This is a genomic window from Acidithiobacillus sp. IBUN Pt1247-S3 (assembly GCF_041146875.1).
GTDB lineage: Bacteria > Pseudomonadota > Gammaproteobacteria > Acidithiobacillales > Acidithiobacillaceae > Igneacidithiobacillus.
On sequence record NZ_JBFRXP010000003.1, the window covers coordinates 84840 to 102406 of the forward strand.

23 protein-coding genes are annotated in these 17567 nt (G+C 56.1%); 13 read left to right on the top strand and 10 right to left on the bottom strand.

The features are described 5' to 3' along the window. Positions 1 to 40: 40 nt before the first annotated feature. The 9 genes from flgJ to flgB are packed head-to-tail and all read right to left on the bottom strand — an operon-like array spanning position 41 to position 7238. Positions 41 to 997 (bottom strand): flagellar assembly peptidoglycan hydrolase FlgJ, encoded by a 957-nt coding sequence (flgJ, locus tag AB4090_RS03310; protein WP_369572437.1) that lies wholly within the window; start codon positions 995 to 997, stop codon positions 41 to 43. Next, complete coding sequence (locus AB4090_RS03315; protein ID WP_369572438.1) at positions 997 to 2124, bottom strand: flagellar basal body P-ring protein FlgI; 1128 nt, start codon at positions 2122 to 2124, stop codon at positions 997 to 999. The genes flgJ and AB4090_RS03315 overlap by 1 nt, the downstream gene beginning before the upstream one ends. A gap of 17 nt (positions 2125 to 2141) precedes the next feature. After that, a complete protein-coding gene (locus tag AB4090_RS03320) occupies positions 2142 to 2864 on the bottom strand; it encodes a flagellar basal body L-ring protein FlgH (RefSeq protein ID WP_369572439.1) in 723 nt (240 codons plus the stop codon). Positions 2865 to 2877: 13 nt separating this feature from the next. After that, entirely contained in the window at positions 2878 to 3663 is a 786-nt protein-coding gene (flgG, locus tag AB4090_RS03325; RefSeq protein ID WP_369572440.1) for a flagellar basal-body rod protein FlgG, read from the bottom strand. 18 nt (positions 3664 to 3681) lie between these two features. Next, positions 3682 to 4428: a flagellar basal-body rod protein FlgF gene (flgF, locus tag AB4090_RS03330; RefSeq protein ID WP_369572441.1), complete on the bottom strand. Its 747-nt coding sequence runs from the start codon at positions 4426 to 4428 to the stop codon at positions 3682 to 3684. Between the two features lie 13 nt (positions 4429 to 4441). After that, a complete protein-coding gene (gene flgE / locus AB4090_RS03335; RefSeq protein ID WP_369572442.1) occupies positions 4442 to 5683 on the bottom strand; it encodes a flagellar hook protein FlgE in 1242 nt (413 codons plus the stop codon). Between the two features lie 10 nt (positions 5684 to 5693). Then, on the bottom strand, positions 5694 to 6386 hold the full coding sequence (locus tag AB4090_RS03340) for a flagellar hook assembly protein FlgD (RefSeq protein WP_369572443.1): 693 nt from the start codon (positions 6384 to 6386) through the stop codon (positions 5694 to 5696). A gap of 10 nt (positions 6387 to 6396) precedes the next feature. Beyond that, positions 6397 to 6801 (bottom strand): flagellar basal body rod protein FlgC, encoded by a 405-nt coding sequence (gene flgC, locus AB4090_RS03345; RefSeq protein WP_369572444.1) that lies wholly within the window; start codon positions 6799 to 6801, stop codon positions 6397 to 6399. Positions 6802 to 6824: 23 nt separating this feature from the next. After that, complete coding sequence (flgB, locus tag AB4090_RS03350) at positions 6825 to 7238, bottom strand: flagellar basal body rod protein FlgB (protein WP_369572445.1); 414 nt, start codon at positions 7236 to 7238, stop codon at positions 6825 to 6827. A gap of 68 nt (positions 7239 to 7306) precedes the next feature. On the opposite strand from flgB, the gene flgA reads away from it, so the two are divergent. The 5 genes from flgA (at position 7307) to fliW (ending at position 9708) form a co-directional block, all read left to right on the top strand. Continuing rightward, positions 7307 to 8203, top strand: coding sequence for a flagellar basal body P-ring formation chaperone FlgA (gene flgA, locus AB4090_RS03355; RefSeq protein ID WP_369572446.1), 897 nt, complete (start codon positions 7307 to 7309; stop codon positions 8201 to 8203). A gap of 85 nt (positions 8204 to 8288) precedes the next feature. Continuing rightward, positions 8289 to 8594 (top strand): flagellar biosynthesis anti-sigma factor FlgM, encoded by a 306-nt coding sequence (locus tag AB4090_RS03360; protein ID WP_369572447.1) that lies wholly within the window; start codon positions 8289 to 8291, stop codon positions 8592 to 8594. Positions 8595 to 8597: 3 nt separating this feature from the next. Then, a complete protein-coding gene (locus tag AB4090_RS03365) occupies positions 8598 to 8987 on the top strand; it encodes a hypothetical protein (protein WP_369572448.1) in 390 nt (129 codons plus the stop codon). Beyond that, entirely contained in the window at positions 8987 to 9235 is a 249-nt protein-coding gene (gene csrA, locus AB4090_RS03370) for a carbon storage regulator CsrA (protein WP_369572449.1), read from the top strand. The genes AB4090_RS03365 and csrA overlap by 1 nt, the downstream gene beginning before the upstream one ends. Then, positions 9232 to 9708, top strand: coding sequence for a flagellar assembly protein FliW (fliW, locus tag AB4090_RS03375; RefSeq protein ID WP_369572450.1), 477 nt, complete (start codon positions 9232 to 9234; stop codon positions 9706 to 9708). The genes csrA and fliW overlap by 4 nt, the downstream gene beginning before the upstream one ends. Here the strand turns inward: fliW and AB4090_RS03380 are convergent. Continuing rightward, complete coding sequence (locus AB4090_RS03380) at positions 9688 to 10419, bottom strand: flagellar brake protein (RefSeq protein ID WP_369572451.1); 732 nt, start codon at positions 10417 to 10419, stop codon at positions 9688 to 9690. The two genes, fliW and AB4090_RS03380, sit on opposite strands and share 21 nt — an antisense overlap. A gap of 104 nt (positions 10420 to 10523) precedes the next feature. On the opposite strand from AB4090_RS03380, the gene motD reads away from it, so the two are divergent. The 8 genes from motD to AB4090_RS03420 all read left to right on the top strand — a co-directional run bounded on the left by motD (position 10524) and on the right by AB4090_RS03420 (position 17567). Further along, the gene (motD, locus tag AB4090_RS03385) at positions 10524 to 11378 is read left to right on the top strand and encodes a flagellar motor protein MotD (RefSeq protein WP_369572452.1); all 855 of its coding nucleotides are present in this window, start codon (positions 10524 to 10526) and stop codon (positions 11376 to 11378) included. Positions 11379 to 11392: 14 nt separating this feature from the next. Next, positions 11393 to 11983 (top strand): SPOR domain-containing protein, encoded by a 591-nt coding sequence (locus AB4090_RS03390; RefSeq protein WP_369572453.1) that lies wholly within the window; start codon positions 11393 to 11395, stop codon positions 11981 to 11983. Positions 11984 to 12102: 119 nt separating this feature from the next. Beyond that, positions 12103 to 12522 (top strand): chemotaxis response regulator CheY, encoded by a 420-nt coding sequence (cheY, locus tag AB4090_RS03395; protein WP_369572454.1) that lies wholly within the window; start codon positions 12103 to 12105, stop codon positions 12520 to 12522. Continuing rightward, complete coding sequence (locus tag AB4090_RS03400) at positions 12519 to 12992, top strand: hypothetical protein (RefSeq protein WP_369572455.1); 474 nt, start codon at positions 12519 to 12521, stop codon at positions 12990 to 12992. The genes cheY and AB4090_RS03400 overlap by 4 nt, the downstream gene beginning before the upstream one ends. A 2-nt stretch (positions 12993 to 12994) precedes the next feature. Beyond that, the gene (locus tag AB4090_RS03405) at positions 12995 to 14944 is read left to right on the top strand and encodes a chemotaxis protein CheA (RefSeq protein WP_369572456.1); all 1950 of its coding nucleotides are present in this window, start codon (positions 12995 to 12997) and stop codon (positions 14942 to 14944) included. Next, positions 14941 to 15558 (top strand): hypothetical protein, encoded by a 618-nt coding sequence (locus AB4090_RS03410; RefSeq protein WP_369572457.1) that lies wholly within the window; start codon positions 14941 to 14943, stop codon positions 15556 to 15558. Before AB4090_RS03405 ends, AB4090_RS03410 begins: the two co-directional genes overlap by 4 nt. After that, a complete protein-coding gene (locus AB4090_RS03415) occupies positions 15545 to 16306 on the top strand; it encodes an MBL fold metallo-hydrolase (RefSeq protein WP_369572458.1) in 762 nt (253 codons plus the stop codon). Before AB4090_RS03410 ends, AB4090_RS03415 begins: the two co-directional genes overlap by 14 nt. Before the next feature lie 4 nt (positions 16307 to 16310). Further along, positions 16311 to 17567: a methyl-accepting chemotaxis protein gene (locus AB4090_RS03420; RefSeq protein WP_369572459.1), complete on the top strand. Its 1257-nt coding sequence runs from the start codon at positions 16311 to 16313 to the stop codon at positions 17565 to 17567.

Below are 17567 nucleotides of genomic sequence, written 5' to 3' on the forward strand. Positions count from 1 at the left end.
ATCGTTCCCAAAGCCTATAACGTCACGTTTCGCCAAAAACTCAAGGGGTAAGCCCGGTACCGGCCAGTGCTGCTTGCATCACCGGCCCTTGCGCCAGGGCCGTGATCTTGGCGGCATAGTCTGGGTCTGTAGCATAGCCGCCATTCTGCAGGGCCTGCGCAAAGCCGGCAATGTTGTTCCCCTGGCCCAGGGCAGTCTGATAGCGCGGATTATTGAGCAGTAGTTGCGTGTAATTTGCTACACTGGAAGCAACGCTCTGGTAAGCACGAAAACTCGCGTCTTCTACGGTTTTCACACCATCGACAAATTCATGGGTGAGGTTTTGCAGCGCATTCCCGCTCCAGCCGCCACCCGCCTTAATACCAAAAAGGTTGTCGCCGGGAGCGTGTGCACCCCAGCCAGTCTCCAGGGCGGCCTGGGCAAGGATAGCTACGGGTGAGACATCCAGTTGCACCGCCGCCTGCCGTACAGCGGGCAAAATACTCTGCACAAAAGACTTGGCTCGCTGTACCAAGTTCTGTCCAGCTTGATTCCAATTGGGTGAGCCGCCGGCCTGATTGATGTTGCTCGGTGCTGCGGGGATGCTCACCGGGGTATCTGCCGCCTCGGCCTTGGCCGCTGTTTTTGCATCCCAGTGCAGGTGGTAACGGGTGGCGATCTCTTGTGCCAAAGTACTCGCGAGGCCAATGCCATGGCCCTGTGCCACCGTTTGCGCGATCTGTTGGGTAAACAGGGACTGGAACATCGGGCCGCTACTTTTGCCGAGCAGATCCGGGCCAAAACTGGTTTTACTCATCGACGAGAGCATCTGATCGAGCAGCATTGCCTCAAATTGCTTGGCCGTAGCGAGGATAGACGCGGGATTTTTGTCGTTAGCCTCCTGATGCAACTGCTGCAACTGGGCGAAGCTCATGGCATTACTGCTGGCCGCCGCCGCACCCTGGCCATTCAAATTGAACGCTTGGGTGTGTGCCTGCAAGGCAATGCTCGCGTTCATCAGATCACCTCCAGCTGGGCATGGAGAGCGCCCGCGGCCTTCATTGCCTGCAAGATGGCGATGAGATCCGTCGGCGTCGCCCCCACCGCATTGAGGGCGCGCACCAACGCCTCCAAGCTAACGCCTGGCTCAAACATCAAGAGCTTGGCCTGCGGTTGCTTGATCTTGATGTTGGCCTGGGGCACCACCACCGTCTGCCCTGCGCCCAATGGATTGGGCTGGCTCACCAGATATTTCTGCGAAATGGTGACGGAGAGATTACCGTGGGCAACGGCGCAGCTGCCCAGCGTCACATTCTGCCCCAAGACCACCGTGCCACTGCGTGCATCGATCACTACCTTGGCCACCGGCGTCTCAGGCTCGACGTTTAAGTTCTCGATTAGAGCCAAAAAGTTGACTCGCTCGCTGGGGTTGACCGGCGCCTGCACCTGCACTACCCCGGCATTGAGGGCCTCCGCCGTCCCATAGCCCAAGCTACGGTTGATGGCGTCGACAATACGTGCCACGGTAGTAAAACTCGGCGTATGCAGATCGAGCTGCAGCGGACCACCAGTATCGAAACCGCTGGGCACTGAGCGCTCGACGTTCGCACCATTGGGAATCGTGCCAGCTGTAGTGATGTTCACCTGCGCCGAGGCGCCATTGCTGCTCGCGCCAAAACCACTAACGATGATATTACCCTGCGCCACCGCATAGGTTTGCCCATCAGCACCCTTCAGAGGAGTCATGAGGAGGGTACCACCGGCAAGGCTCGACGCGTTACCCACTGCCGAAACCGTGACGTTTATGGTCTGCCCCGGCTGGGCGAAGGGGGGCAGATGCGCCGTCACCATCACCGCCGCGACATCCTTGGGCTGCAGGTTCGTGGCAACGGAGGCCGGCAAATTAATGCCAAGACGCTGAAACATATTGAGCAGGGACTGCGTGGTATAGGGCACCTGGGTCGCTTGGTCGCCGGTGCCATTCAAGCCGACCACCAATCCATAGCCTACCAACTGGTTACTGCGTACCCCCGAAACCATCGCCAGATTGCGGATGGTTTCCGCGTTACCCGGCAGCGCGCTCGCCAAAAGCAAGACGGCACTGAGAAGGACTAACAGCAAGTGGATGGCAGGACGCGATTTCATCAAAAATCTCCCAATGCTCAGAATGGCCAGAGAGAAAGAAAGAATCGTGCCAGCCACGGCATCCGTGCGGCGGCGTAGATACTGCCATCACCGCTATATTCGACGCGCGCGTCGGCAATCTGCGTGGAAAGTATCGTATTTTGTGGCGTAACGTCGGCGGCACGCACCACACCGGCCACCCGGATGAACTCGTGCCCACCATTGAGAAGAACCTCTTTGGAGCCCTCGATCTCCAGGTTGCCATTACCCATCACCTTCACCACCGTGGTTTCCAGGGTAGCGGTAAAGGTATTGCTCTGGGTCGTGGCACCCGTACCGCCAAATTTTTGGCTGCTATTCGCTCCCATGGAAGGGCTGATCTGCGAACCACCAATATTGCCAAAAGCGGGGGTCAGGCCAAAGAAATTAGTCAGCGCGGCACTCAGGCTATCGGAGCGGTTGATGGCAGTATTGGTGTTGTTCGAGGCGCTGGCATTTTCCTGAATCAACACGGTAATCAGGTCGCCCACGCGGTTGGCGCGATTATCAGCAAAGAGAGAGACGTTGGTTTCCTGTTGCCAGATGGCGCCATTGGCTGGGTGCGCGTTCAAAGATGCCGGTTCGGCGGGGATAGGCAGGGGCTTGATCGGCGCCATGCTCGGATGCTGTAGCTCGGCACAGGCGCTCAATCCCAATGCCAAGAAAAGCGGCGGCAACAAACGCCAGAAGTTTTGCCAACGAATCCCCATCGTCCTAAACATCACCAACCTCCCTTTAGATGTTTTGAATCGCGTAGCTCAACATGGAATCGGACGTGGAAACCGCCTTGCTGTTGATCTCATAGGCCCGTTGGGTGGCGATCATATCCACTAATTCCGAAACCACATTGACATTCGAAGACTCCAGGTAGCCCTGCTGTACCGTACCCAAGCCATTCAGGCTGGGCTGGCCGGTCTGCGGCGCGCCGGAAGAGCCCGTTTGCAGATAGAGGTTGTCGCCAATACTCTGCAGGCCCGTGGGATTAATAAAATTGGCAAGTTGGATAGTACCCACCTGCTGCGGTGCGGCCTGGCCCGGCAGCACCACCGATACCGTGCCGTCTTCGCCAATGGTAACGCTCTGCGCATTCGGCGGAATGGTAACGGGGGGTTGCAGGAGATAACCATTGGAGGTAACCAACTGACCCTGATTGTTGAGTTGAAAGGTGCCATCCCGGCTGTAAGCGATGGTGCCATTGGGCTCCAGAATCTGAAAAAAGCCCTGCCCATTAATGCCCACATCCAATGAGTTACCGGTTTGCGTCAGATTACCCTGGGTCATCAGGCGCTCCGTCGCCACCACCCGTACACCGGTGCCCAACTGCAAGCCCGAGGGGTATTGCGTGGTCTGGGAAGACTGGGCGCCAGGTTGGCGCAGATTCTGGTAGAGCAGATCCTGGAATACCGCCCGGGATTGTTTAAAGCCAGTGGTATTGACGTTCGCCAAATTATTGGCGATGACATCCATCTTGGTCTGTTCGCCTTCCAGGCCGGTAGCCGCTACGTACAGGGAGCGCATCATAAGAAAATCTCCTCAGGGTCAACTGAGCACAAGTATCTGATTAGCCGAGTTCCGATCCTGATCGATGCTTTGGATCAGTTTGGTTTGCATCTCAAATTGGCGGCTGTCCTGCAGCATCTGAATCATGCTGTGGATGGGATTGACGTTACTACCCTCCAAGGCGCCGCCTTCCAAATCGACCGCTGGGTCTTCTGGCGCCGGCTTCCCATCACTGGTGCGGAAGAGCCCATCCGTCCCCTTCTGCAGATCCTTCTCCGGCGGATTGACCAATTTGATCTGATTGATGGCCAAGAGGCCGTTTGGTTGATTGCCCTCGGGGACCCCCGAAATCGTACCATTGCTGCCAATGGTCAGACCGGTCATCGGTGGCAAGGAAATGGGCGTGCCATTGATCCCCAGCACCGCATGGCCGGTGGCGGTTTCGAGAATACCCTGCCCGTTCACCTGCAAATTACCGTCGCGGGTGTAGGCCTCTTTACCATCAGGCCCTTGTACCGCAATCCAGCCCTTGCCGTTGATGGCCACATCCAAGGGCCGCCCCGTATGCACAATTGGGCCGCTCTGAAAGTCCCAGCTGTCATCGGTGGTCGCGGTGTACACGCGGGTCGGCAAACCCGCACCCGAACCGTAGACCGGCAAGGCCCGGGATTCGGCAATTTCCGCGCGAAAGCCATTGGTATTGACGTTTGCCAAATTGTTCGCGACCACATCTTGCCGCTGCAGCAAGGCCTTGGCGCCAGTCATCGCAATATAGAGCGTATCCACGGCTATCTACTCCTTACAGACTCAAGAGCGTCTGCACCACAGTATTCTGCGTTTTGATGGTCTGCGCATTAGCCTGGTACGCCTGCTGCGCCACAATCAAATTTACCAAGTCACCAGAAAGATTCACGTTGGATTGCTCGACCGCCCCTGATTGCAAGACACCCAGATTGGTGCTGCCGGGACTCCCTTGTAATGGCTGCCCGGAGGTATAGGTTTCGGCCCAGTAGTTATTACCGAGATTTTGCAAGCCATTGTTGTTCGCAAAGCGCGTCAAACTGATTTGCCCCATGACTTGCGATTGCCCATTGCTGTAGCGCGCAAAGATGTTTCCGCTGGGATCAATCGATAATCCCGATAACTGTCCGGGACCATAGCCATTACTACTAGCACTGATTACCGCATTAGGAGAATTGTAATTAGTGCTACCGCTGTAATTCACATTGATCGTCGTCGATGCAGCGCCATCCGCCCAAGAAATCCCAGAGATAGGGGAACTGAGGGAACCCACCTCGGCTCCTAGGGAATTGAATTGCAATTGTCCAAGGCTACCCGACGTAACACCACTAGCCACAGTAGTTCCGGCAACCGAGTAAGCGACGTTCCAGGTTTGTCCCGCACTGCCCGAAGTGCTTGGTGCCAACTGATAGTAGGTGCTGAGTAACTGCGGCGTACCCAGACTGTCATAGACCGTGGTAGTGGTGGAATAATTGTAAGAATTAGGATTATTGATATTGATTGCACCACTGATCGGAGTATTGGTGGAATTGAGATTGAGATTGATACCCAGCCCCGAAGTCGCCTGAGGTGCCAAGGTATTCTGACTGATGGTCAACGGCCCACTAGCGCCAGTCAATTTTCCATTCTGTGCTTGCGTACCAATCAGTTCGCCGCCATTGCCATCAACAATTACGCCCCCGGAATTGAGTTGAAATTGCCCATTGCGGCTGTATACGGTTGCTCCATTATAATTGAACTGAAAAAATCCATTGCCATTGATGGCCACATCCAGAGGATTGCTGGTGGTTTGAATGCTACCCTGGGTGAATTGCTGGGCGACGGACATCACCTGCGTACCGATACCTACCTGTCCATACGTAGGAGCACTGTTGGCCATCGCCGAGGCATAGGCATCGGAAAATTCCGCATTCGACGATTTGAACCCAACGGTGTTGGCATTAGAGATATTGTTCCCCAGCACCTGCAAATCGGTGTTTGCCGCATTCAACCCACTCAAAGCCGTATTGAAAGCACCCATGTTATTCTCCTTAAATAATGTTTTGCACCGAGCTGAAAGGTACTGAGCCCTGTTGGCCACTCAACTGTAAGGTAGGACCAGAACTTCCGAGAGTAACGCCACTAACTACCCCCATGCTGTAAGGCGTCGCACTCACTCCCTGCGAACCATTGGCGGCCTGCACGGTAAATTGATAATTACCGGCCGGCAGCGCCGCTCCCGAGTTGTCTTCACCGTTCCAAGTAAAGCTCTGCATCCCCGCACTCTGCGCACCTTGCGGCAATACTGCCAAGGTTTGCCCAGCAGAGTTCTGGACCAGAACATCAACATTGCTGGCATCCCCGCTCAGGTCGTAGCCACCTGCTGCAGCCCCACCACTTAACTGCAAGCCATTGCCCGACGTACTAACGGTTTTGCCAATCAGCGTCGCGGCCTGCAAGCCCTGATTCTGATTGATTTGACCCATCAAACTGCTGAGAGAGCCCTGAATGGCCTGTACGCCATTAGCGACACTGAATTGCGCGAGTTGCGCCGAGAGATTCTGATTACTGAGTGGATTCAATGGGTCTTGGTTGGTCAGCTCGGTAACCAAGAGGTTGTAAAAAGTGCTCTCACTAGCCAGACCACTAGCACCCGAACTGGCACTACCAGAGCTTGCGGCACTGCTCGACTGCAACGAGGCATAAAAAGGATTGACTGCAGATGTCAGAGAATTGACGCTCATTTTCAGGCTCCTATATAGTCAAGGTTTTTAGCAGCAGGCTTTTCGTGGTTTGCAGGACATTAACATTCGCCTGGTAGGCACGCGAAGCGGAGATCATATTGACCAGCTCATCAACCGGATTGACGTTGGGCATTTTTACGTAGCCTTGCGCATCTGCCAAGGGATTTCCCGGCTGATAAACCAATTTGAAAGGGCCGGGTTTTTCTATTACCCCAGCCACAGACACCCCATCCACGCCAGCAGGATTGCTGCTCAGCGGTTGTGCGGCAAAGACTACCTCGCGGGCACGATAGGGCTGCCCATCAGAACTGGTTGCCGAGTTGGCATTCGCCAAATTACTGGCAACCACGTTCAAACGATAACTCTGTGCTGTGAGCCCCGAACTAGCAACATTAAATACGGAAAATAAGGACATTGGTTCTTTCCTCTATTTCAGGATCACTGGGTGATACCGGTGATCGCAGACAACAAACTTTTGATCGTTCCCGTCACGAAAGTGACGTCGGCCTGATAACGCACACCATTTTGCGCAAAATCCGATTGCTCCTGATTCATGTCTACAGAATTTCCATCCAGGCCCACGGCGCTACCGCGCTGGTACTGGACAAAACTTGCCAAGGCCAGAGAGCCTGGCGCGGTAGTAAATTGCCGAGTCTGGTCCGTTTCCATAGTGAATCCCATGCCCTGGCCCGCCTGCACCGCCTGCAATGTTTTGGCAAACGGGATGTCCACCGCCTTATAATTGGGGGTATCGGCGTTGGCGATGTTGGCGGCTAGCAATTGTTGCCGATACCCGGACACGCGCAGGGCATCCGCCAAGGGGTCTAAGGTTTGGTTTAAGAGACTGGTCATACACTTCGGCCTCTACCGGAGATGATGCCAGACTTATGCAAACCTTATGCCTACGTAGATTCGTATCCATGCCAGTGGTTTTATCCACATTTTACCGAACCCATCGGCGGCAACTGTCCGCTGGCCCAAGAATTCGGCAAGCTCTTGCCGCCTGCTTGCCCACACAAGCACGAATTACCTACACGGCAACACCCAAATTCCTGGCCTATGATTTGCTTATTGCTGATCAATGTACCTGTGTTGATAGAAGTGAGGTCCTGGTGTTCCGATTCTTCCCCAAGCGGACCGTTGTCGCCGCGCTGAGCTGTTGCCTGGGGTTCACCAGCGCTGCCCATGCCGGCGAGGGTTTGGCGGCCATTCGCACAGCGGTAACAGCCTTCGTGCGCGAACACTTGCCTGCCCATATGGGCAGCAGCGAGATTGTTGCGGACGTGCCAGCAACAAGTGTCAGTTTCCCCGCCTGCGCGCGGCTGCAACTCGGTTACTTCGGCTACGCCAACCCCTTTGGTAACCAAACCGTAGCAGTGAGCTGCCAGGACCCGCAGGCCTGGACCTTATATGTGCCAGTACAGATCCGCCAAGGGCGCAAAATCCTGGTCGCAGCCCAAAGCCTGAGCGCCGGCAGTATCCTCAGCGCCAGCGATCTCGACGAAATCGCCGCCAATCCCGGTGAACTCTCTGGCGCGCCGCTGAACAATCCTGAACAGGCCGTCGGCCAGCGTTTACGCTATGGCGTAATGGCGGGGCAACCCATATTACGTTCAATGCTGCAAGCGCGGAATCTCGTGCACGCTGGCCAACTGGTAACGGTCATAGCGCAAGGTGATGGTGTACGCATAGCGACTACTGCCGAGGCGATCGAAGATGGAAAAGAAGGCCAGAGTATCCTGGTGCGCAATGTGCAGTCTGGACGGGTATTGCACGCGATCGTAATGAGCAATGGCAATGTCCAGGTATCTTTTTGAAGGCGGGAAGAATGGTTTCTTGCGCGATTCAAGATATTCTGCAATTGTGCCGTTATCCGTGAGATGAGCCGAGAGGAATACATCCATGAATCCAATTCAGCCCAAAAGTGGGATCACCCCATTAGCATCAGACGCGCCGCGCGGCAAAACACCCGCGAAGACCGGCACAAGCAGCGCGAGCGAGGTCCCGCAAGAGCAGGTAACGCTCTCAGCAACCGCGCAAGCCCTACTTCAGGCCAATAATGCCCAGAGCGAGCCAAGTCGTATCGAGGCGCTCCGCACTGCGGTACAAACCGGCAGCTACACCATCTTACCGGCCAAGATTGGGCAGGGTCTGGTGCAAGATCAACAGCAATTACTGGCCAATCGCAGTAGCAGCAGCCGGTCCTAAGCTGTGTCCTCCGTAGCCGAGATCGTCTCCCAACAACTTGCTCGCCTCGAGGCGCTACGGCAGGTATTGCAAATGGAGTCCGAGACCTTGATCAGCAGTGATTGGGTGCGCGTTCAGGGTGTCGCAGCGCAAAAATTGCAGCTCTTTCGGGAGATAAGTGCCCTTGAATCACAACGTCGTGGGCAAAGCGGCCCTCCCGAAGAAATGCGCCGTCGCCACCTGTTACTCCAGGAAATTGCCCAGATCAATCGTCGTAATGGCGCCAGCATCCAAGCCCTTGGCCGGTTTCAACAAGAGGCTTGGCAGATGCTGTTTGGCCCGGAAAACAAGCTCTACGACGATGGCGGTCAAATGGAAAAAGGTAAAAATGGTCATCGCTTGGGGAGCGCTTGATGCTTGTCCTCACACGCAGAAAAGGGCAGGCAATTCGCATTGGTGATGACATTCGCATTGTCGTTACGCGCATTGATGATGGACAAGTGCGCATTGGTATCGAAACCCCGACTGGGGTGTCGATCCTGCGCGAAGAATTGTTTGAGGCAGTGCGCAGCAGCAACCAAGACGCGGCACAAAACGAGCCGATCCAGTTCGACGTCTGGCTCAGCGGACATAGTTCAAGCAAGACGCGGGAGAATCCATGACCAGTTCCCAGTACCCTACTCGCTTCGGTCTTTTGCCTATTGCTGAGGAGCAAATTTGGCACTGTTCACCCACCCTGTCAGGCTTTGCTGAACTACAGCGTTTTGCGCTATTGCACATCGACAAGCAGGGGCCTTTTTTGTGGCTACAATCCCTTGATGATCCTCTGATTGCCTTTCTGCTCTGCGCGCCCCAGCATTTTGGGCTGCACTATGACATGCCACAGCCACTCTGCGCCGACGGCGTAAACATGTTGATGGTCATTCTTCCGCAAAAAACAGAAGAAGAACTGCGAGCTCATCAGCAAGCCCCGCTCCATTTTTGCCCATCGCAACGTTCCCTGCGCCAATGGATCGTGGAACAAGCGCAGCAGGCAAATCGTGGCGGCTCGGAGTTGCCACCGGATAGTCTACTCACGCACACGGTCCACATCCGTTCACACCCCAGCGAGTCGTCAAAGACGGGCACGGTGTAAGGCTTCTCGATCGTAGCGCAAGGCATATTGAATGAGTTGCTCTTGCAGCGCCAGCGGTGGGGAGCGAAACGCCAAGCCAAGCTCCTGGACTACCCCATTGGCTCCACGGCGGGGACCGCACAAGTGTCGCAGCGTCGCCGACAACGAGTATTGCTCTCCAGCAAAAGAAAACAGGACGGCAGGAAAGCGCTCTTCGACGCTGAGTGCATAATCCCGCGGCATAGCCACACGAACACGTAATCCGCCGGCCCCCAGATCCATCAGCTCCATCGCCAAGGCTTGTGCCCCTTGACGTTGAATTTGGCCGCGACTGTTCGCTGGAGCGGGGGCACGCAAATACCCGCGCCGCTGCCACTGATATACCTGCTCCGGCATAGTCAAATGAACGGCAGGGTAGTGCCGCCATTGGGTCATCCCCAGAAAGCGCACCACAAAGCCGGTTGGGATACCGGCAAGGGGTCCACACAGCAGCAGCTCCTCGCCAATGCCCTCTATCCGATCCGGAAGACCTGCCCAAGGATCAAAAAGCAGGCCACGACCCTCAGGCAAAATATCGAGAATCTCACTTTCTACCATTTTCCGTGATACGCCAGAAAGGATCGACCATGACGCCTGCTCCAGCATCACAGCACCCAACCGTCTGGCAGCGGTTTCCCCTTGCCGATGATTTTTCTGAAACAGTGTTTCGATAAAATTTTGTTCTAACTGCATGCCGGCCTCCGCACAAAAGCAACAGATTTGCCAAGCAGCATCCATGCCGGCATGATCTTTGCGATTGGGCGGTCAAAGTTGGACATCGCAAATCGGAGGTCGAAATGGCAAGACGTTCTCGCAAAGAGGAAGAATGGGAAAATCACGAGCGTTGGTTGGTATCCTACGCCGACTTCATTACTCTGCTATTTTCGTTCTTTGTCGTCATGTATGCGATTTCCTCCGTCAACGAGGGCAAGTACAGGGTCTTGTCGGAAACCTTGGTTTCCGCCTTTTCCGGGCATCCATGGTCGCCAACGCCCATTCGTCAGGAGCAAGCAAGTCGGGCCACGACAGCTAGTGCGCCGGTACAATTACCCCCGCTGCCCAAAATTGCCGATGCCGTATCGGTTCCAGGGCAAGCGCAAAGCAAACCTACAAGCCCCGTCGCCGGCAAGCCTGATCCCGACAATACCCGTTTGGACGCCCTACAAAAAGGAATGGAGACCTTGCTCCAGCCGCTCATCAAAAGCGGCAGCGTGATGATCCATCGCAGCGGCTTGGGGGTGGTAATCGACCTCAACGCCAAGATCCTCTTTCCCTCGGCGCAGGCCAATCTCACCCCAGCGGCGGAACAGACATTAGCACAGATCGCCCGGGTCTTGGCCCAAGTTCCCTATCAAATTCAGGTCAATGGCTTTACCAATGACTTGCCCATCAATACCCGGCTCTATCCCAACAATTGGGCCCTATCCGCGGCACGTGCCGTGGCCGTAGTGGAGATATTTAGCGCGCATGGCGTCGATCCGCGGCATCTGGTTGCCGCCGGCTATGGCAAGTATCATCCGGTTGCACCCAACGACACCGCCAAAGGATTGGCCATGAACCGTCGCGTGAGTATTGTTGTTGTGGCTCCACAGCACCCGAGTAAGGCTGGCGTGGATCCAATCATGGCAGGGGCCATCGATCAGCGCGGCTAATAGAGGAGAGGGATATGACTCAACAATCGTCAAAAAACCGACAGCCACTGGCAAGGGGACTGCAGTGGCTCATCATTTTGCTTCTGCTTATCGTCATCATTTTGGCGTTTTCTCTGTATTCACGAGAGCCACGGCATGCGAGCCCCCAGAGCGCTAGTTCCGTCTATCTCCAACTCCCCCAGACTACGACACCTACTGCCGGCGTCGAGAGCAGTGCATCGGTAACAAGCACTAGTACGACGGCCAGCACAGGGTCATCTGCTTCAATAGCGAAACCAAGCAGCAGCAAAACACCGACCCAAGCCAAGGTAGAAAAAGCAGCGTTGCTGCTTCCTGGAACGAACTGCGAAGTTGCCGGATGGTATGTGCAAATGGGGGCCTTCGCAAAACTGTCCGCGGCAGATGAGCTTTCACAAGCGGTTAGTAAGGCAGGGCTTCCAGTTTGTATCGGCAATCTTCCCAACAACCACCTGTATCGCGTCTTGGTCGGACACCCGCAGAGCAGTCGCTTAAACGCTAGTCTGCTGGCGCAAAAAATAAAATCCGCCAAGGTCCCCACGACTGGCGGCTACCCGCAGTACTGGAGCAAGGCAACACAACCGTAAGCCCTCAAGTTTTCCCCGCGCTGTGCCGTAACTGTACCTAGAGACGGTATGGCGTGGAGCGGGAATGTCTTTTGCTTACGCCTGATAGAACAGTTCATTTCTGGAGGCGGAGCCAGCCCATGGGTGTAGACGCGGTAGACAAGAACATCAGCATCCTTATCGTGGACGACTTCTCGACCATGCGTCGGATCGTTCGCAATCTCTTGCGAGAAATCGGATTCAACAACTTCGACGAGGCAGAGGATGGCGTGCAAGCCCTACAGAAGCTGCGCGGCCGCCCCTTCGATTTTGTCGTTTCGGACTGGAATATGCCGAATATGCAAGGCATCGACCTTCTGCGTGCCATTCGTGCTGATGCGCAATTGCGCCACATCCCAGTGCTCATGGTGACTGCCGAGGCAAAACGAGAAAACATCCTCGAAGCGGCCCAGGCTGGGGTGAATGGTTACATCGTCAAGCCCTTCACCGCCGAAACCCTACGCGAAAAACTTGATGCCATCTTCAAGCGCCTACAGGCGGCTCAGGGGGCAAATCAATGAACGGGCAACCTGCCGAGCGCTCCCTCAACGAAATCGAGCTCCTACTCCGCGAGGGCTTGCGCCGTATTGCCAACACCGCCGAAGAAGATCTAGTCAACGCCAAAGACCCACTGGAAGAGGCCTTGCGCCTCACAGAAGAACAAACCATGGCCACCCTCGCTGCGGTAGAACTGGCGCAGGGGGCACTGAATGCCATTCGCAGCGCCCACAATGCCTTTATCGATCCACAACTCGCGCAGATCGAGCAGGCATTGCAGCGTATCGTTGCCAGCCAGCAAGGGCAGGATCTTGCCGGTCAGCGGCTGAAAAAGGCCATCACCTTGCTGCGCGCTGTCGAGAATCGCATTGGCCAGACCCTTGCAGAAATCGGCGTGGAGCAGCAGTCCTCTATGGCAATCGATAGTGCTGCGAGCAATCCAGACATCGATCAGGAGGGCGTCGACGCCCTCCTTGCGGAACTGGGGATCTGAACATGGATATGGACATTCTCCAGGATTACCTCGCCGAAGCGCGTGAACTTCTGGAAAAAGCGCAGGAAGAAATTCTCTGCCTAGAGGACCGCCCAGAAGACGACGAACTACTCGCCAGTCTCTTCCGCGCCTTCCATACCTTGAAGGGAGGTGCTGGCTTTTTGGAGGCACAATACCTGGTCGATTGGACCCATCATTTGGAAGATCTGCTCGACAAATTGCGCTGCCATCAACTCTGCGTCAGTGGCGAAATGGTCGATGCAATCCTGCGCGGGCTAGACGTTATCGACGGCATGCTACAAGAGCTTGCGCAGGGCGATGAGCCCGCTCCGGGGCCAGAAGATCTGGGCACGCGCATCCGCGACCTGGCTAACGGCACTGCAGCAGCAACAGAAGCAAGCAGTATCCAAACTGCGCAAACACCTTCTGCGAAGCCAGCAACCCCGGAGCCCCCCGCAACCCTGTTCGCCGAGCAACGAGCCGATGAACAAGGGAACTCCGGTGTCTATATCGCGCAGTACCAAGGCGGAAACGACGACGCACCCAGTACGGATGAAATTTCGGAGAGTGAATTCGAGGCCGTACTCGACCAGCTATACGGTGCGCAGGCACCTGGCATGGACTCACCCGCGCCGGCAAAAGATGAGATTTCGGAAACGGAATTCGAGGCAGTGCTCGACCAGATCTACGGACAGGGTGCGCCGGGTGTACCAACAGCAACCAGCAATCCAACGAAACCCAAACCCTCGCCGCGTACTAGCGCGAGCTCTACTAGCGAGGTGGAGAATACCCTGCGGGTAGATGCCGCACGCCTCGATGCGGTGATGAATCAGGTCGGCGAGTTGGTATTGCTACGCAACCGCCTCAGCTCGGCGATTGGCAGCCTGCTCGACGAGAATGAAGATCTCAGCCGCATTGCTCGGGAAATGGACCTGAGTGTCAATGACCTACAGGTCAACGCCATGCGCCTACGCATGCAACCCTGTAAGCGAATCTTTCAGCAATTACCGCGGGTGGTACGCGACGCCTCGCGCCAACTTGGCAAAAACGTGCAGCTCGAAATCCAGGGTGAAGACGTGGAAATCGACAAAGCGGTTGTGGATGCCCTCTCTGGTCCCATGACCCATCTCATTCGTAACAGTCTTGATCATGGGATCGAGTTGCCAGAGCAACGACGCGCCGCACAAAAACCGGAAAACGCTACCATTCGCGTCGCAGCCATCCATCTCGGTGACAAGGTACGCATTGAGGTGAGTGACGATGGTAGAGGCATCGATCGCCAGATGGTGGTGCAAAAAGCCATCGAAAAGGGCGTGATTAGCGCCGAACATGCGGCACGGTTGTCAGAACAGGAAGCCCTGGAGCTAATCTTTCGCCCAGGATTTTCCACCAAAGAACAGGCCACCGAACTCTCCGGGCGCGGAGTGGGCATGGATGTGGTGAAAGAAACCGTGCACAAACTGCGCGGGCGCCTCGACATCCGTACTAGCCTCGGTGCAGGCACCACAATTTCCATGGAGTTCCCGCTCACCTTGGCCATCCTGCCGGTCTTGTATCTTCGCTTGCGGCGGGAGATCTATGCGCTTCCGGTGGGCGCCATCGAAAGCCTGCTCGACGTACGCGAGTCACGCATTCACCGCATGCAAGGGCGCAGTCTGTACCGCCTGGACGACGGTGAGGTGCGACCAATGATTGATTTGGGCGAGCTCTTGCATGGTCGCAAGCTGCGCCTGGGCTCCGAACCGATCGAAGGCATTCTTACCGAGCGCGCCCTGCTCCTCGTTTCTGAGGTCCTTGGCAACGAGGACTCCGTAGTCAAGCCCTTGGATTTTCTCGCCAATGAAAACTGGTATCAGGGGGCGACGATATCCGGGCGCGGTAACGTCGTGTTGATTCTCGATGCCCTGGCCTTAAGCCGTCATGGAATTGAGCAGGAGGGATCGAGCCGATGAGCAACGTGCAGCAAATCATGGATGTCGTCGATGCCTCGTTTCGGGCGCGGCAAGACATCGACCGCGCCTTACGGGAAATTGACCGGCGGGCACTCAACGCCATGGTTCTGGTGAAAAAACACGGGAATGCCCTGGCAGGGTACGGGGTAGTGGCACAAGCATTTCGCGAACGTGCCGCCATGTTGCGCGAATCTGCCTCCCACCTCCAAGAGAACATCGCACCACTGATCGGGTCACAGATGCGCATCCTGCAGCAACAGCGCCTGATCCAGAACTTCGACCACATGATGCAGAGCAGCAGGGAAGATCTGCACAAACAGTGTCCGGCATTCGCAACTACCCGGCAGGCCTGGGGCAAGGTGATTGCGACAGAGCAAGAAACCGCCCGCAGAATTCTGCGCCAGTTGCTGGAGAAGGTTCGCACCCTGCAAGAAGGGGTGGAAGAACAAGAGTACGTAGTTACGAGTGGTCGTATTGAGGCGGCTCTCGTGGAGGCGAGTGGCGTACCGCTGATGCGGGTGTCACGCGACATGGGTGAGGCAGTACAGATCGTTGCGCGTGCCATACGCGACTATCGTCAGCAACTGGAGCGGTTACAAGATGAAAGCAACTAAAGTCTTCGAGGCCAAGGATCATCGCTGGTGGATCTTGTATGACCAGGAGGAGAGCCGCGTCATTGATTCCAATGTCTATGTCATGGAATCGAAGGGCCAGTCATTACTCCTGGACCCAGGTGGTTTTGAGATTTTCCCGCAGGTCTTTGCCGCCCTGGTAGAAGCCGTACGTCCGGGCAGCATCCAGGCGGCTTTCGTCTCGCACCAGGACCCGGACATTGCCTCCAGCCTGCCCCTGTGGCACGCCTGCAATGCGCAAATGCAATGGCACATTCCCGCCTTGTGGGAAGGGTTCATTCGCCACTACGGTGCCCTGGAGGCACCATTGCAAAAAATCCCGGACGCCGGCGGCAACATCCTCATTGGCGGTCGACGCCTAGAGTTCATCCCCGCCCACTATCTCCATTCCTCCGCCAACTTTCATGTCTACGACCCGGAGGCGAAGGTGCTCTTTACCGGCGACGTCGGCGCGGCCTTGCTACCCCCAGGGCACGGAGCCTGGGTGGATCGCCACGACCCCGATGGCAAATCCTTTGCTGCCCATATCGAAAAGGCGCGTTATTTTCATCAGCGCTGGATGCCGTCCAACCGCGCAAAAAACGATTGGATCGAACGCGTGAGCAAACTCGAAATCGACTACCTCTGCCCGCAACATGGTGCTATCTACAGTGGGCCCCAGGTAAAACGATTTTTGGATTGGTTTGCCGCCCTCCCCGTTGGCAGTGCCCTAACGAGTGAAGAGGCCTGACAGGATGCAACTATCAGAATTGGAAAACTATGCGCACGCCTTGCTCGACCCGTTGTCGAGCCTGGAGATGCTCTGTGCAGCCGACGACGCGATGGAAAACCGAATCATCTACATGAACGAAACGGCCCAGCGCGTAATGGACCAATATGCCAGCAAACTGCAGCCAGAGTTGCGGGGGGCGGACGTCAGCAAAGCCTTCGGACATTCGATCCACCAATTTCACCGCGATCCCGAACGGGTTCGCGAGATATTTCGCAAACTTGCCGACGGCAGCCTGCGAGAACATCACAGCGTGCTGGACGTAGGCGAAATCAGCTTCATTTTGCGCTTTAGTGCGGTACGTGATGAAAACGGTCGTGCCCTGGCGTTTCACGCCTCCTGGTCAGACAACAGTTCTGCGCGCAACAGCCGACAGGTCCGTGCCGGTATTATCGCCGATGCTATCAATAGTGCCGTCACCATGAGCGAACTCAGTGAGGACGCAAAGGCAGCGATGGGCAGCACCGGCCGAAATCTGGATCTACTCCGGGCAAGCATCCGCGACAACCAAGCAAGTGTCTCTGCCCTCGTGCAGCAAATCAGCGGCATTGGCAGAATTGCCCAGACCATTCGCGAAATTGCCTACCAGACCAACTTGCTCGCCCTCAACGCCGCCATCGAAGCAGCGCGTGCGGGGGAGCACGGACGTGGTTTTGCTGTGGTAGCCGATGAGGTACGCAATCTCTCGCGGCGCGTGCAAGAGGCCACGGAAGAGGTCCAGGGCAACGTCAGCAGCATCGGACAATCGGCGGAATCTTTGGGGAAGATGGCCGCACAAAATCAGGCGCAAGCCGCCGATGCCGCTGCGGTCACCGCACATCTGCAAAAGCAGATCGGCAAACTCACCTGGCTGGCCGCGGTCGCCAGTATCGATGCCGCCCGGCAAAGCCATCAGGATCGTTTTCAGGAAGTGGCAGACGAGATCTTTTTGGCGTCGAATCGTCTGACTAGCGCCGATCTTGCCGACCACCAGAGCTGTTCCCTGGGTCGTTGGATGAACCACATGGGAGATAGCCTGCTGAAAAATCATCCCGAATATGTGGCCATCAAGATGCCGCATAAGCTATTCCACGATAGCCTGCGTGCGGCATTGGAAGCGCGGGCACAGAAACAGAATAACGAGGCACACCAGCAAATCGAACAGGCGCGCCAGGCGCGAGATGAACTTTTGCAGCATCTCGATCTGCTGAGCCGCGAACTACACTCTCGGATCAAGGAGTAA

Bases quoted from the DNA above. Each gene is read 5' to 3' on its own strand.
- flgJ (WP_369572437.1), bottom strand. From the start codon at position 997: ATGAACGCGAGCATTGCCTTGCAGGCACACACCCAAGCGTTCAATTTG.
- AB4090_RS03315 (WP_369572438.1), bottom strand. From the start codon at position 2,124: ATGAAATCGCGTCCTGCCATCCACTTGCTGTTAGTCCTTCTCAGTGCC.
- AB4090_RS03320 (WP_369572439.1), bottom strand. From the start codon at position 2,864: ATGTTTAGGACGATGGGGATTCGTTGGCAAAACTTCTGGCGTTTGTTG.
- flgG (WP_369572440.1), bottom strand. From the start codon at position 3,663: ATGATGCGCTCCCTGTACGTAGCGGCTACCGGCCTGGAAGGCGAACAG.
- flgE (WP_369572442.1), bottom strand. From the start codon at position 5,683: ATGGGTGCTTTCAATACGGCTTTGAGTGGGTTGAATGCGGCAAACACC.
- AB4090_RS03340 (WP_369572443.1), bottom strand. From the start codon at position 6,386: ATGAGCGTCAATTCTCTGACATCTGCAGTCAATCCTTTTTATGCCTCG.
- flgC (WP_369572444.1), bottom strand. From the start codon at position 6,801: ATGTCCTTATTTTCCGTATTTAATGTTGCTAGTTCGGGGCTCACAGCA.
- flgB (WP_369572445.1), bottom strand. From the start codon at position 7,238: ATGACCAGTCTCTTAAACCAAACCTTAGACCCCTTGGCGGATGCCCTG.
- flgA (WP_369572446.1), top strand. From the start codon at position 7,307: ATGCCAGTGGTTTTATCCACATTTTACCGAACCCATCGGCGGCAACTG.
- AB4090_RS03360 (WP_369572447.1), top strand. From the start codon at position 8,289: ATGAATCCAATTCAGCCCAAAAGTGGGATCACCCCATTAGCATCAGAC.
- csrA (WP_369572449.1), top strand. From the start codon at position 8,987: ATGCTTGTCCTCACACGCAGAAAAGGGCAGGCAATTCGCATTGGTGAT.
- fliW (WP_369572450.1), top strand. From the start codon at position 9,232: ATGACCAGTTCCCAGTACCCTACTCGCTTCGGTCTTTTGCCTATTGCT.
- AB4090_RS03380 (WP_369572451.1), bottom strand. From the start codon at position 10,419: ATGCAGTTAGAACAAAATTTTATCGAAACACTGTTTCAGAAAAATCAT.
- motD (WP_369572452.1), top strand. From the start codon at position 10,524: ATGGCAAGACGTTCTCGCAAAGAGGAAGAATGGGAAAATCACGAGCGT.
- AB4090_RS03390 (WP_369572453.1), top strand. From the start codon at position 11,393: ATGACTCAACAATCGTCAAAAAACCGACAGCCACTGGCAAGGGGACTG.
- cheY (WP_369572454.1), top strand. From the start codon at position 12,103: ATGGGTGTAGACGCGGTAGACAAGAACATCAGCATCCTTATCGTGGAC.
- AB4090_RS03400 (WP_369572455.1), top strand. From the start codon at position 12,519: ATGAACGGGCAACCTGCCGAGCGCTCCCTCAACGAAATCGAGCTCCTA.
- AB4090_RS03405 (WP_369572456.1), top strand. From the start codon at position 12,995: ATGGATATGGACATTCTCCAGGATTACCTCGCCGAAGCGCGTGAACTT.
- AB4090_RS03410 (WP_369572457.1), top strand. From the start codon at position 14,941: ATGAGCAACGTGCAGCAAATCATGGATGTCGTCGATGCCTCGTTTCGG.
- AB4090_RS03415 (WP_369572458.1), top strand. From the start codon at position 15,545: ATGAAAGCAACTAAAGTCTTCGAGGCCAAGGATCATCGCTGGTGGATC.
- AB4090_RS03420 (WP_369572459.1), top strand. From the start codon at position 16,311: ATGCAACTATCAGAATTGGAAAACTATGCGCACGCCTTGCTCGACCCG.